We start from the raw sequence: 13,466 nt of genomic DNA, 5'->3' as shown, positions 1-13,466 counted from the left end.
CGGCGCCGCCGCCCCCCACCCCGCCCCCACCAAACCCCCACGGGGCCGGGGCCCGGCCCCCCCCCCCCCCCCCCCCCCCCCCCCCCGCCCCCCCCCCCCCCCCCCCGGGGGGGGCGCCCCACGGCCGTTCGTATGGCGGGAGGTTGAGTGGGGGGTTCAGAGGGAGGGTCAGGGGAAGGCCAGGGCGTTCGGGGCGATGGCCGGAACCAGGCCTTCCGCCGCCGCCCGCGTGAGCAGGCCGCGCACCGCCGCGTAGCCGGCGTCGCCGAGGTCGGCCGTGAACTCGTTGACGTACAGCCCGATGTGCTGGTCGGCGACCGCCGGGTCGAGCTCCTGCGCGTGCGCCCGTACGTAGGGGCGGGAGGCCTCCGGGTCGTCCCAGGCCATCAGGACGGACGTCCGGGCGGCCCCGGCCAGCGCGCGCAGGGTCGTGGCGCCCAGCGAGCGCTTGGCGATGATCGCGCCGAGCGGGATCGGCAGCCCGGTGGTGTTCTCCCAGTGCTCGCCCATGTCGGCCAGGCAGTGCAGCCCGTAGTCCTGGTACGTGAACCGGGCCTCGTGGATGACCAGTCCCGCGTCCACCTTGCCGTCGCGCACCGCGGGCATGATCTCGTGGAAGGGCAGCACGACCACCTCGCCGACCCCGGCGGGCAGCACGTCCGCCGCCCACAGCCGGAACAGCAGGTACGCCGTCGAGCGTTCGCTCGGCACCGCCACCGTCTTCCCCGTCAGGTCCACCCCCGGCTCGCGGGTGAGCACCAGCGGCCCGCAGCCGCGTCCCAGCGCCCCGCCGCAGGGCAGCAGCGCGTACTCCTGGAGGACCCAGGGCAGGACGGCGTAACTGACCTTCAGTACGTCGAACTCGCCGCGCTCGGCCATCCCGTTGGTGAGGTCGATGTCGGCGAAGGTGACGTCGAGCGGGGGTGCGCCGGGGACGCGTCCGTGCGCCCACGCGTCGAAGACGAAGGTGTCGTTCGGGCAGGGCGAGTAGGCGATCCGCAGCGGGTCACCGGCGGGCGTCTGCATGGCGTTCTCCCCAGTTCGCGAGTACGGGCCCCAGCGCGCGGAATCCCGCGGTCAGGGCGGCGAGCGCGTCCCCGATCCGCCAGGCGTCGCGGTCGCGCGGGCCCACGGCGTTCGAGACGGCCCGGACCTCCAGGACGGGCAGCCCGTGCGCGGCGGCGGCCTCGGCGACCCCGAACCCCTCCATGGCCTCGGCCCCGGCCAGCGGGTGACGGGAGGTGAGTTCGGCGGCCCGTTCGGCGGTGCCGGTGACGGTGGAGACGGTCAGTACGGGGGCGAGCAGCGCGCCGGTGGCCTCGGCGGCGCGGGCGGCGAGATCGGCGGGCGGCAGGTGCACCGAGTGGCCGAAGCCGAGCTCGGTGACGGTGGCGAAGCCCTCGGGCGTCTGCGCGCCCAGATCGGCGGCGACGACGGCGTCCGCGACGACGAGGGAGCCGGGCGGGGCGGCGGGCGCGAACCCGCCGCCGATGCCCGCGCTGACGACGACGTCGTAGTCCGCCCGTGCCAGGGCGGTGGCCGTCCCGGCCGCGGCGGCCGCCGGTCCCACACCGGCGACGAGCACGTCGACGGCGAGGCCGGGAAGATCGCGGCGGGAGACGGGGTATCCGCCGGGAAGCAGGCGCGGCTCGGGTGCGGGGGTGTCCGGATGAGGGGTCAGACCGGCGACGACGGAGTCGGCCTCCGCCGTCACCGCGGTCACGACGAGCGCGCGCACGGGTTACTTCACGACTTCACGTTGAGCTTGAACGACCAGATGGACGCCGGCTTGCCCTCGTCGTTGAACTGCATGATGGACAGGACCTTGGACGGCGGGGTCTGGCCGCCCTGGCCGCCGGTGCCGAAGATGTCGACGTTCGGGAAGCTCTTGTAGGTGTTGGTGGAGGTGTCGGTGATCGGCTGCCCGTCCAGGAACGCCGACCACTTCTTGCCGTCCTCGACCATCTCCGGCTCGACGCCCATGCGCAGGGTGTCGCCACGGGTGTAGTCGATGTTCTTGGGGTCCGTGGGCTCGGTGATGCACTGCTGGACCTTCTCCAGCGAGGTGAGCTCCGCGGCGTCCCGGCAGTCGGCTCCGGCCTCGGTGGTCACCGAAGTGCTGCCGACCGTCACCGTCGCCAGCGGCGTCGGCTTGTCGCAGGCGGAGAGGACGAGGAGGCCGGCGGATACGGCTCCGAGGGCCGCGACGCTGCGGCGGCCCCTACCCGAGAAAAGCGGTGCGGTCATGAGCCGAAGGCTATCGGGCCGATCTGTCCTGTACACCACGGGGGCACCACGCCCCGCCGACCGGCCCCGGAAGGGCCCGTACGAGACCCCGGACGGGCCCCGCGGCGGTGCGCGCGTCCGGCAGGGTTCCGCCCGCCCCCGGAGGGGCTACGCCACCCGGGGGCGGGCGGAGCCCTGCCGGCGGCGGGTGGGGGAGAGCAGACCGCGGAAGGCCATCACCGTGCCGGCCGCCACGATGGTCGCGGCCACCGACATCCCGAGGACCCCGTTCAGCGGCAGCGCGATCCCGATCGCGCCGCCCACCACCCACGCCATCTGGAGCAGCGTCTCCGAACGGGCGAACGCCGACGTACGGACCGCCTCGGGCACGTCCCGCTGGATCATCGCGTCCAGGGACAGCTTCGCCAGCGCCTGGCAGAAGCCCGCCGTCGCGGCCAGGACGGCCATGAACAGCGCGGAGAAGAACAGCGCCGCCAGGACCGCGACCACCAGCGTCACCGCCAGCACCGCCGCCACGATCGCCTCCGGGGCCCGCGCCCGCAGCCACGCGCCCACCGCCGTGCCGCACGCGTTGCCCAGGCCCGCCGCGACGCCCACGATGCCCAGGGACACCGCCGCGCTCTGCCCCGCCACCGGGTGCTCGCGCAGCAGGAACGCCAGGAAGAAGATCAGGAACCCGGACAGCCCGCGCATCGCGGCGTTCGCGAACAGCCCGCACAGCACCGACGGCCCCACCGTCCGCAGCCCCGGCTTGCGCGAGCGGGCCTCGTGCGTGGAGAGCCGGGCCCGGGTCTCGCCCTTCGCCTCGTCCACCTTGTGGGGGAGCGTGGTCGCGGCGACCGTCCCCGCCACGAAGATCGCGCAGGCGCCGTACAGCGGCCACTCGGGCCCGATCACGTGCAGCAGCGCCGCCACCGGCGCGGCGGCCCCGGTGGCCAGCAGGCCCGCCAGTGTCACCCGTGAGTTCGCCTTGACGAGTGAGAACCCCCGCGGCAGCAGCCGCGGCACCACCGCGCTGCGCACCACGCCGTACGCCTTGGAGGCGACCAGGACGCCGAGCGCCGCCGGATACAGCTCCAGACCCCCCGTCGCGACCGCGCCCGACATCATCAGCGCCAGCAGCGCCCGCGCCAGCATCGAGGCCGCCATCGCCGCCCGCCGCCCGTGCGGCAGCCGGTCCAGCAGCGGGCCGATGACCGGCGCGAGAAGGGTGAACGGCGCCATGGTGATCAGCAGGTACAGGGCCACCCGGCCGCGCGCCTCGTCCGTGGGCACCGAGAAGAACACGGTGGACGCCAGCGCCACCGTGATCATGACATCGCCGGCGCCGTTGACGGCGTGCAGCTCGATCAGCTTGCCCAGGCCCGATTCGCCGGCCCCCTGCGCGTGCGTCGCCCGCCGGATCCCGCGCGCCGTCCCCGTGATCGGCTGGTGCAGGGCGCGCCCCACCGTCCGGCCGGCCCTCCGGACCCGGCCGGAGCCGTCGTCGGACGACCGCACGGGTGCCACCTGGCCATAGTGCCCCACGGCGGGCCCCCGGACTCCTCGCGGCACGGATCCGGCGCCACGGACCGGCCCGCGGACCGGCCCCCGCACCCCGCCGCGGAGCCCCCGGAGCAGGTTCCGGCGTCCGCGAATCGGACTTGCATGTGGGCCCAGGGCTGCAGAGGAGGTAGCGTGCGTAGCGCGCCACCGGCGGTTGCTCTTGGCCGCGCGCCTCTTCGGCATCCCGCAGAATGGATGCAGTAGGTGCGCCCGAGGCCGATCGGGTGCGGACGTCGACGCGGCCCTCTGGTCCGCTCCGCCCGCGCCACGTGACGACAGGACCGACGGGTCGTTCAGGACGACAGTACGGACGGCGCACTCGTGAGACGGCGTAGGAGAGAACGAGACCAGTGAGTGCTGCGACGACGCGAAGCCGTACCCCGCGTACCCCCGACCGCCTGTGCGCCGAGGCAGTGGACCTCGCCCGCGCGGCCGCCGAGGAGGCTGCCGCCCCCGGAGTGGTGGGCGAGCACGTGTCCGTGATCGCGGAGGGCGACCGGGTCGTCACGCACTTCTTCGAGTGCAAGGAGGCGGGCTACCGCGGCTGGCGCTGGGCCGTCACCGTGGCCCGCGCCTCCCGCGCCAAGGTCGTCACCCTCGACGAAACGGTGCTGCTGCCCGGCTCCGACGCCCTCCTGGCCCCCGAGTGGGTGCCCTGGAGCGAGCGGCTGCGCCCCGGCGACATGGGCCCGGGCGACCTGCTGCCCACCGACGCCGAGGACCTGCGGCTGGAGCCCGGCTACTCCGGCGAGGACACCCCGCCGCCGAACTCCGTCGTCTCCGAGGAGATGGCCGAGCTCGTCGAGGCCGAGGACGCCGACGTCACCGACCGGGCCGTCGTACCCGAGCGCGGCTCCATCACCTCCGTCGCCGAGGAGCTCGGCATGCGCCGGGCCCGCGTGCTGTCCCGGTACGGGCTGCACACCGCCGCCGACCGCTGGGACGAGTCGTACGGCGCCAAGACCCCGATGGCGCAGGCGGCGCCCGCCTCCTGCGTCTCCTGCGGCTTCCTGGTGAAGATCGGCGGCTCGCTGGGCCAGGCCTTCGGTGTCTGCGCCAACGAGTTCGGTCCGGCCGACGGCCGGCTGGTCTCCCTCTCGTACGGCTGCGGCGGCCACTCCGAGGCCGCCGTCATGCCCAAGCCGCCGCGCCCGGCCCCGCCGGTGCTCGACTCGATGCACGCCGACGAGTTCCCGCTGCGCCCGGCCGCCGACACCGGTTCGGTGCCCCTGGCGGACGAGCAGGCGGCCGATTTGGGTCACTCGTAGGGACCCTCCCGCCCCGCTGAGGGGCAGTCACGGCACCGGGTATTCCGGTTGTTGCACAGACCCGAACCATGACGGGTCTATGGCCGGATGTGTGCGGCGCGCGACATTCGTGGGGCGGACCGGAACCCGGTCCGCGCGCGGCATCCGCACCCACCCCTCAGCGAGGCATTCATGACCCAGCCCGCCCCGTCGGCCCTGTCGGCCCCGTCCGCCCCGTCCGTCCCGCCCGGCATCACCCATGTGCTCGTGGGCTACAGCCCGGTGATGCTCGCGAAGCTCGACGCGGCCCTGCCCGAGAACAGCGTGCTCGTCGTGGAGGAGCCCGCCGTCGTGGCCGCGCGCGGCATCAACGACCTGGCGCGCACCCACCGTTGCGTGGGCGGGCTGCTCACCGCGCCCAGCCAGGACGAGGAGCACCCGGAGCGGACCGTCGCCGCCGTGCCCCGGCCGCCGCACGTGCGCGCCGTCGTCCCGGTCGTGGAGTACGGCGTCCTGGCCGCCGCCGCCCTCGCCGAGGCCTGGGGCCTGCCCGGCGCCGGCCCGAAGGCCGCCCGCGCCCTGCGGGACAAGGCGCTGCTGCGGGCGACGGTCGCCGGCACCGACCTCGCCCAGCCCGCCTGGGCGCCCGCCCGAAGACACCAGGACGTCGACGCCTTCCGCGCCGCGCACGGCGGCGCCTGCGTCCTCAAGCCCGCGAACCGGCAGGCCAGCCTCGGCGTGCAGGTCCTCGGCGCCGCCGACGACACCGCCGCCGCCTGGGCGCACACCACCACCGCCGACGAGGCCTCCTTGCGCGCCGACTACCCCGACGCCGCCCGTTACCTGGTCGAGCAGCGGCTGTACGGTCCCGAGGTCAGCGTCGAGGCCGTGGTCCACGAGGGGCTGCTGGGCTTCACCAACATCACCGCCAAGACCGTCCAGGACTCCCGCCACCCCGTCGAGACGGGCCACACGCTGCCGGCCGGGCTGCCGGAGCCGCTGGCCGCCGCGCTGCGCGAGGCGGTGGCGGTGCTGGTCGCGGCCACCGGCTTCCGCTCGGGCGTGCTGCACTCGGAGTGGATCCTCCACGAGGGCCGCCCCCATCTGGTCGAATGCGCCGGCCGGCTGCCCGGCGGCGGGATCACCGCCCTGATCGACCTCGCGTACGACACGGACATCCTCGCGGCGCTGCTGGCCGTCCTGGACGGCGGCGGCACGGGCCAGGGGCCGGGCGGGGGCCGGGGGTCGGGCGCGGGGGCCGGCGTGCCGCTGCCGCCGCTGACCGCCGTCCGGGGCGCGGCCGTACGGTTCCTGCGCGCGGCCGCCGGGCAGGTCGCCGACGTCCGCGGGGCCGAACCCGCACGGCTGGCGCCCGGTGTCCACGAGCTGCACCTGGCCGTCGCGCCCGGCCACACCGTGCACACCGTCACCAGCTCCTGGCAGCGCGCCGGTTACGTCATCGCCACCGGCGCGGACGCCGCCGGGGCCGCCCGCAACGCCGAGGCCGCCGCCGCCCTGGTCACCATCGAGACCACGCCCGCACCCGGTGGTGGCCGGTGAAGCGGATCGCACTCTCCGACTACGTCCCGGCCACCCGCGCGGGGCGCACCTTCGCGCTGATCTCCTTGATCAACGCCGTCGGCACCGGGCTCTTCCTGGCCGGCTCCACCGTCTTCTTCATCCGTTCGGCCGGGCTGTCCGCCCCGCAGATCGGCACCGGTCTGGCCGTCTCCGGCTTCGCCGGCTTCCTCGCCACCGTCCCCGTCGGCGCGCTCAGCGACCGGATCGGCGCCCGGCGGACCCTGATCGCCCTTCAGGTCTGGCGGGCCGGCGGGTTCCTCGCGCTGACCCTCGTGCACGGGCCCGTCGGGTTCACCGTCGTGGCCTCCTGCCTCGCCGCGGCCGAGGGTGCCACCATGCCCATCACCCAGGCGGTGGCCTCCGACACCACCGAGGAATCCGACCGCACCCGCACCATGGCCATCATCCGCACCGTGCGCAACGTCGGCTTCTCCGTCGGCGCCCTGCTGGCCGCGCCCCTTCTCGCCTCCGGCAGCACCGCCGCCCTGCGTGCCCTGGTCTGCGGCACCGCGGCCGCGTTCCTCGCGTCGGCGGCCATGCTCGGCCGGCTGCGCCTCGTACGCACCGGCGCCGTCGCGCGCAAGGTGGGCCCGCTGACCGCGATCAGGGGCTTCCGCGACGGCCGCTACCTGGCCCTGGCCGCGCTCAACGGCGTGCTCAACCTGCACACCACGATCCTGGCGGTCGGGCTGCCGCTGTGGGCCGTGCAGGCCACCGGGGTCTCCGCCGGGTTCGTGCCGGTGCTGGTCCTGGTCAACACCGTGCTGTCGATCGCCTTGCAGGTGCCGGTCTCCAAGGGCGCGGAACGGCCGGGCGGCGCGGTCCGGGCCCTGCGGCTGGGCGGCCTCGCGCTGGCCGTGTGCTGCGCCGGCCTGGCGGCGGCCGACGGCAGGCCGCCCTGGGCCGCCGGGGCGCTGCTGGCGGCGGCCTGCGTGGCCCTGACGTTCGGTGAGATGTGGCAGGCCGTCGGCGGCTGGGACCTCTCCTACGACTTCGCGCCCGAGGACCGCCGGGGCGTCTACCTGTCGGTGTTCAGCCTCGGCAACACCGGTCAGCGCATCGTCGGCCCCGCCCTGGTGACCGGCGTGGTCATCGCCGCCGGCCCGGCCGGCTGGGCCGCGCTCGGCCTGGTCTTCTGCCTGGCCACCGCCCTGGCCGGCCCGGTCACGCGGGCGCTGGAACGGCAGCGGGAGGCGGCCGCCGGGGCCCCGCCCGCCGCGTACGCACACCACTGATCGTCACCGAGAAGCGATCGTCACCGAGAACCGAGCGTCATCGAGAACCGAGCGTCATCGAGAACCGAGCGAGAGGACAGGCGTGGTGAAAGATCTTCTGGTCGTCGGCGTCGGCACGATGGGCCGCCCGTACGTCGACGCCGCGAAGCGGCTGGGAGTCCGGGTCCGCGCGGTCGAGTCCGAGGCCCTCCTCGGCACCCGCCGCCCCGAGGACGCCGACGTCGCGTACTACGCCGTCCCCGACGCCCTGGACGAGTCCTGGCAGGACGGCGTCACCCGGGCGGTCGCCGAGCACACCCCCGACGGCGTCCTCGCCTTCGCGGAGGCCCACGTCCTGGCCGGAGCCCTCGCCCAGGACCGCCTGGGGCTGCCGGGCCCGTCCCTGCACGCCGCCGTCATCTCCCGCAACAAGGCGCTCCAGCGCACGGGTTTCGGTGCGTACGGCGTGCCGCAGCCCGCGTTCCTGCTCGCGCCCCGGCTCGGGGCGGCCCGGGAGTGGATGGCCGAGCGGCTCCCGGTGGTGGTCAAGCCGCTCTCGCTGGGCGGCAGCGAGGGCGTCGAACTCGTCAGCACCCCCGCACAGGCCGAGGAGATCGCCGTACGCCGGGGCGGGGAGGGCAAGATCCTGGTCGAGGAGGCGGTCCAGGGCCCCGAGTACAGCTGGGAGGCCCTGGTCCACGAGGGCCGGGTGCTGTTCGAGAACGTGACGGAGAAGGAGACCACCGCCCCGCCGTACTTCGTGGAGCTCTCCCACCGCTGCGGCTACCGCTTCGAGGACCCGGCGCTCGCGGCGCGGGTCGACGCGCTGACGGAGGGTGTCCTGCGCGGCCTGGGGATGCGGACCGGGCTGGTCCACCTGGAGTTCCGGGTGGGCGTGGACGGCCCGGTCCTGATGGAGGTCGCCGTGCGCACCCCGGGCGACTTCCTGGCCGAGGCGGTCGGCCTGACGTACGGCTTCGACCTGCACGAGGCCGTGGTCCGGCTCGCCCTCGGGCTGCCGCTGGGGGATCTGGTGCGCACCGAGCCCGTCGCGTACGCGGCGACGTACTTCCCGACCTGTGCGCCGGGCACCGTCACCGCGGTCGACGGGGCCGAGGAGGTCGCCGCCCACCCGGCGGTCGTCCGCGTCGCGCTGCGCAAGGGGCCGGGGGACACGGTGGGCCGGCTGACGTCGTCCTCCCAGCGGCTGGGGCACGTCCTGGTGCGGGCGGACTCGGTGGCGGAGCGGGAGGACGCGCTGAAGTTCGTGGCGGAACGGCTGCGGATCTCCGTACGGAGCTGACGGACGGCGCGCACGGCGGCGGCGCCCGGGCGTCCGGCGGGGGCGGCGCTTTCCGGTGCGTTCGGAGGAACCTGTGCCGGAAACGCCGGGCCGGTCCTGTGAACCGGTCTTGCCAAAGTGACGTGTTGACCCCAGAGTCCACTCCCGGGACCACACAAGGAGACTTCGCATGGCCGACAGCACGCCCCGCCGTACCGTCCTCGCCGCCTCCGCCGCCGCACTCGCCGGCACGGCCCTGGCCGGATGCGGCGGTCAGGGCGGGGACCAGGGAAGCAACACCGTCCCCGGTACCGACGCCCCCAAGACCGGCGCTCCGGAGGCCGCGGCCTCCGGCGGCGCGCCGGCGCCGGGCGGCAAGGCGCTCGCCCAGACCGCCGACATCCCGGTGGGCGGCGGAAAGATCTTCAAGGACCAGAAGATCGTCGTCACCCAGCCCAAGGCCGGCGAGTTCAAGGCCTTCTCCGCCGTCTGCACCCACCAGGGCTGCGCCGTGACCTCCGTGACGGACGGGAAGATCGTCTGCCCCTGCCACCAGAGCCTGTTCAAGGTCGCCGACGGCTCCGTCGACAGCGGCCCCGCCACCCGTCCGCTGGCCGCCCAGAAGATCAAGGTCGAGGGAGACAAGATCACCCTGGCCTGAGCCGCCACCGGCGGCACGCCCCCGCACCCGTGGGCGCCGCCGCCAGGCCTGGTCGGCCCGGCGCCGCCGCTAGGACCGGTCGGCCCCGCGCCGCCCCAGGAGCCGCTTGCCGCCCAGCACCAGTACCGCCGCCCCCGCCAGCACCAGTGCCCCCAGCGTGATGTTCCCGCCCTTCCCGGCGGGCGCCGACGGGGCCGCGCCGGGGGCGGCGGGCTGCCCGCCCGGCGTGCCCGGCGTGCCCGACGCGCCGGGCGCGGCGGCGGCGCGCACCGGGATCGCCACGACCTGGCTCTTCGCGCCCTCGGCGCCGAACATCAGCGTCGAGCCGTCCGCCGAGTACGTCACCGACTCCGCCTGCCCCTGCCACGGCGCGTCCACCCGCTCGCCCTCGCCCTCGGGCCGGCCGTCCTTCCAGGGGTACGTCCGCGCCAGCAGGTAGCCGCGCAGCGTCAGCCGGGTGCCGTCCGGCGAGAACGCCCCGTCCGTCACCCACGGCACGTCGGCGACCCGCCGGAACACGTTCGAGGCCCCGCCGGCCGCCAGCTTCTCCGGGCCCTCGTACAGCCCGCCCTTCTCCTTGTCCTTGCTCGCGATGTACACGCGCCCGGTCACCGGATGCACCATCAGCGACTCGGCGTCGCGCGGGCCGTCGGCGTACCGCACCGTGAACTGGGTCGCCTTCACGGTCTGGTCGCCGAGCCGTTCGGGTTCGGGGAAGCGGTAGATCCAGACGTGCTCCCAGGTGCCGCCCCGGTTGTCACCGATGTCGCCGAGGTACAGCTGGCCGTCGGGGCCGAGCGAGACCGCCTCGACGTCGCGCGGGGTGCCGATGCCGGTCAGGGTCACGCGGGCGACCGTCCGGCCGGTGGCCGCGTCCACGCCGTAGACGTACGGGCCGTCGTCGCTGTCGTTGTGCGTCCAGTACACGCCCGGGTGGACCTTACTGGCCGTCAGGCCGCTGGATTCCGTGATGCGGGGGTCCGCGATCGTGAACGACGACGGCGCCCCGGCCGACGCGCCCTCGGCCGCGACGGCGGCCGGGGATCCGGCGAGCACCAGGGCGCCCACGGCGCCGAGGACGGCGGCGGACGCGGCGGACCGGAGGGACACGACGGGCGGAACAGGCGGCAACGGGCGCATGCCCCAAGCGTGCCAGGCCGCCCCGCCATGATCGGCGTGTCCGGCATCACAGCAGCGTGCCGCGCCGGATCCGCGATGATGACCGGATGCGTTTCATGTTCGTCGGCGACTCCATGACCATCGGACGCGCCGGCGACTACACCTGGCGCTACCGGATGTGGCAGCACCTCAACGCGACCTTCGGCGGCCCGTACAAGATCGTCGGCCCGCGCTGCGAGGTCTACGACACCTTCGCCGACGCACCGGTCAGCCACGACTACGCCGACCCCGCCTTCCCCGACGGCGCCCGCCGCCACCTGGCCGGCTGGGGCGAGGGCTGGCAGCACATGGCCCCGCTCATCGGCCCGGCCGCCGCCGCCCACAAGGCCGACGTGCTCCTGGTCTCGCTCGGCCTGATCGACCTCGGCTTCTACACCGACGCCGACCAGACCGCGGCCAACGTCCACCGCTTCGTGGCGGCCGCGCGCGAGGCCCGCCCGGCCGTACGGATGGTCCTGCTTCCGGTCATCCCCAACAGCCGCGCCGAGGACGACGCCCCCTTCGCGGCCGAGGTCGCCCGCTTCAACGAACTGCTGGCGAAGGCGGTCGCCGACCTCTCGACGGACGCCTCCCCGCTCCTCCTGGCGGCCCGCCCCGAGGGCTACGACATCCACCGCGACACCTACGACGGCACCCACCCCAACGCCTCGGGCGAACACCGCCTGGCCGCCGAATTCGCCGCGGCCCTCCACCAGGCCTGGGACCTGGGCGGCCCGTACACCGGGCACTGACCTCCCCCGCTCCCCGCCTCCGTGTCCGGGGCGCCGGGCCTGTCGTTGTCCTCCTCGTGAGCAGCGACGACGTACGGGCCCTGGACCAGATGTTCGAGTGGCTCGAGGCCGCCCCCGAAGGGCACAAGAGCGAGGTCGTCGGTGGGGTCGTCTACGCGGTCGCGCAGCGGGACACGCACTGGGAGATCACCCGGAGGATCGTCCGCGCGCTGGAGGACCGGTTCGGGATGGACGTGAAGGTGACGTCGGACGTGCGCATCGATTTCCCCGGCCACCGCAACGCCTTCTGCCCCGACGTCGCCAAGATCCGCGACGACGCCGTGCAGGATGCCAAGGGGCACTGGGACTACGCGGACGTGGAGTTCATCGCCGAGGTGATCTCCAAGGGCACCGGGATGAACGACTACGGCCCGAAGAAGACCGCGTACGCCACCGCCGGAGTGCCCGTCTACCTCATCGTCGACCCCTACACCGGCAAGTGCGTCGTCCACACCCTCCCCGAGGACGGCGAGTACACGCAGGACGTGCGGGTCGCCTTCGGCGCGGACATCGACCTGACCAAGACCCCGCTGGACCTCACGCTCGCTACGGACGGCTTCCCGAGGGACTGAAACGCCCGCTTCGCGCGGGGCACTTGCTTCGAGCGCACTCGAAGCAGAAGGCTTGTGCGTCATGAAGTACACGCAGCTCGGACGCACCGGACTCAAGGTCAGCCGACTCGTTCTCGGCACGATGAACTTCGGTCCGCAGACAGACGAACCCACCAGCCACTCGATCATGGACGCCGCGCTCGGCGCGGGGCTGAACTTCTTCGACACCGCCAACGTCTACGGCTGGGGTGACGACAAGGGCCGGACCGAGGAGATCATCGGGTCCTGGTTCGCCCAGGGGGGCGGCCGGCGGGACAAGACCGTGCTGGCCACCAAGGTGTACGCGAACATGGCCGGCGACGGGCAGGACCCGTGGCCCAACCACGACCGGCTCTCCGCGCTCAACATCCGCCGGGCGGTCGAGGCGAGCCTCACGCGGCTCCGGACCGACCACATCGACCTCTACCAGTTCCACCACGTCGACCGGAACACCCCCTTCGAGGAGATCTGGCAGGCCGTCGACGTACTGATCCAGCAGGGCAAGGTGCTCTACGCCGGGTCGTCGAACTTCCCCGGCTACAAGATCGCCCAGGCCAACGAGACGGCCGCCCGGCGCGGCTCGGTCGGCCTGGTCAGCGAGCAGTGCCTGTACAACCTCGCCGAGCGGCGCGCGGAGATGGAGGTCATCCCGGCCGCGCGGGAGTACGGGCTGGGCGTCATCCCCTGGTCCCCGCTGCACGGCGGGCTGCTCGGCGGCGTCATCAAGAAGGAGACCGAGGGCGGCCGCCGCGCGTCGGGCCGGTCGGCGGACGCGCTCGCCAACACCTCCGTACGCGCGCAGGTGCAGGCGTACGAGGACCTGCTCGACAAGCACGGCCTGGCACCCGGCGAGACCGCGCTGGCCTGGCTGCTGACACGGCCCGGGGTCACCGGCCCGATCGTCGGCCCGCGGACGCCGGAGCAGCTGCACAGCGCGCTGCGGGCGCTGGAGCTGGAGCTGAGCGACGAGGTGCTGACGAGCCTGGAGGAGATCTTCCCGGGGCCGGGGGCGTCGCCGGAGGCGTTCGCCTGGTAGGCCCGGGCCCAGGCCCAGGTCCAGACCCGGTCGCTACTTGAGGGCGGAGGCCGCGGCCACGACGACGAACATCAGCACGAGTACGCCCGCCATCACGCGGTTTCTGGTCTTGGG

At 74.4% G+C, this 13,466-nt stretch carries 13 protein-coding genes; 8 read left to right on the top strand and 5 right to left on the bottom strand.

Annotated features, from left to right (window positions below; all coding sequences use genetic code 11):
* Positions 1–168 precede the first annotated feature (168 nt).
* From ACZ6KO_RS33340 to ACZ6KO_RS33325, 4 genes are all read right to left on the bottom strand, one after another.
* On the bottom strand, positions 169–1,026 hold the full coding sequence (locus tag ACZ6KO_RS33340; RefSeq protein ID WP_469307712.1) for a 1,4-dihydroxy-6-naphthoate synthase: 858 nt from the start codon (positions 1,024–1,026) through the stop codon (positions 169–171).
* Positions 1,007–1,738 (bottom strand): futalosine hydrolase, encoded by a 732-nt coding sequence (locus tag ACZ6KO_RS33335; RefSeq protein ID WP_469307711.1) that lies wholly within the window; start codon positions 1,736–1,738, stop codon positions 1,007–1,009. Before ACZ6KO_RS33335 ends, ACZ6KO_RS33340 begins: the two co-directional genes overlap by 20 nt.
* A gap of 8 nt (positions 1,739–1,746) precedes the next feature.
* Positions 1,747–2,247, bottom strand: coding sequence for a DUF2771 domain-containing protein (locus ACZ6KO_RS33330; protein ID WP_469307710.1), 501 nt, complete (start codon positions 2,245–2,247; stop codon positions 1,747–1,749).
* A 147-nt stretch (positions 2,248–2,394) separates the two neighbouring features.
* A complete protein-coding gene (locus ACZ6KO_RS33325) occupies positions 2,395–3,756 on the bottom strand; it encodes an MFS transporter (RefSeq protein WP_469307709.1) in 1,362 nt (453 codons plus the stop codon).
* 386 nt (positions 3,757–4,142) lie between these two features.
* Here ACZ6KO_RS33325 and ACZ6KO_RS33320 point away from each other — a divergent pair, with 386 nt between their 5' ends.
* The 5 genes from ACZ6KO_RS33320 to ACZ6KO_RS33300 all read left to right on the top strand — a co-directional run bounded on the left by ACZ6KO_RS33320 (position 4,143) and on the right by ACZ6KO_RS33300 (position 9,777).
* A complete protein-coding gene (locus ACZ6KO_RS33320) occupies positions 4,143–5,060 on the top strand; it encodes a DUF3027 domain-containing protein (protein ID WP_469307708.1) in 918 nt (305 codons plus the stop codon).
* A gap of 171 nt (positions 5,061–5,231) precedes the next feature.
* Positions 5,232–6,599 carry an ATP-grasp domain-containing protein gene (locus ACZ6KO_RS33315; RefSeq protein WP_469307707.1) on the top strand — a complete coding sequence of 456 codons (1,368 nt, stop codon included), beginning with the start codon at positions 5,232–5,234 and terminating at the stop codon, positions 6,597–6,599.
* The gene (locus ACZ6KO_RS33310; protein ID WP_469307706.1) at positions 6,596–7,855 is read left to right on the top strand and encodes an MFS transporter; all 1,260 of its coding nucleotides are present in this window, start codon (positions 6,596–6,598) and stop codon (positions 7,853–7,855) included. Before ACZ6KO_RS33315 ends, ACZ6KO_RS33310 begins: the two co-directional genes overlap by 4 nt.
* 85 nt (positions 7,856–7,940) lie before the next feature.
* Positions 7,941–9,137: an ATP-grasp domain-containing protein gene (locus ACZ6KO_RS33305; RefSeq protein WP_469307705.1), complete on the top strand. Its 1,197-nt coding sequence runs from the start codon at positions 7,941–7,943 to the stop codon at positions 9,135–9,137.
* 169 nt (positions 9,138–9,306) lie between these two features.
* Positions 9,307–9,777: a Rieske (2Fe-2S) protein gene (locus ACZ6KO_RS33300; protein ID WP_469307704.1), complete on the top strand. Its 471-nt coding sequence runs from the start codon at positions 9,307–9,309 to the stop codon at positions 9,775–9,777.
* 69 nt (positions 9,778–9,846) lie between these two features.
* On the opposite strand, the gene ACZ6KO_RS33295 is transcribed toward ACZ6KO_RS33300, so the two are convergent.
* On the bottom strand, positions 9,847–10,917 hold the full coding sequence (locus ACZ6KO_RS33295; protein WP_469307703.1) for a WD40 repeat domain-containing protein: 1,071 nt from the start codon (positions 10,915–10,917) through the stop codon (positions 9,847–9,849).
* Positions 10,918–11,003: 86 nt separating this feature from the next.
* Here ACZ6KO_RS33295 and ACZ6KO_RS33290 point away from each other — a divergent pair, with 86 nt between their 5' ends.
* From ACZ6KO_RS33290 to ACZ6KO_RS33280, 3 genes are all read left to right on the top strand, one after another.
* Positions 11,004–11,687, top strand: coding sequence for a GDSL-type esterase/lipase family protein (locus ACZ6KO_RS33290; RefSeq protein ID WP_469307702.1), 684 nt, complete (start codon positions 11,004–11,006; stop codon positions 11,685–11,687).
* A 56-nt stretch (positions 11,688–11,743) separates the two neighbouring features.
* On the top strand, positions 11,744–12,298 hold the full coding sequence (locus tag ACZ6KO_RS33285; protein ID WP_469307701.1) for a Uma2 family endonuclease: 555 nt from the start codon (positions 11,744–11,746) through the stop codon (positions 12,296–12,298).
* Positions 12,299–12,359: 61 nt separating this feature from the next.
* Positions 12,360–13,352 carry an aldo/keto reductase gene (locus ACZ6KO_RS33280; RefSeq protein WP_469307700.1) on the top strand — a complete coding sequence of 331 codons (993 nt, stop codon included), beginning with the start codon at positions 12,360–12,362 and terminating at the stop codon, positions 13,350–13,352.
* The last annotated feature ends 114 nt before the right edge of the window (positions 13,353–13,466 follow it).

The sequence above is a fragment of the Streptomyces sp. NPDC042102 genome (genome assembly GCF_055582305.1).
The sequence above is the reverse complement of the archived record's forward strand: the minus strand, read 5'-3'. Positions and strand labels throughout refer to the sequence as shown.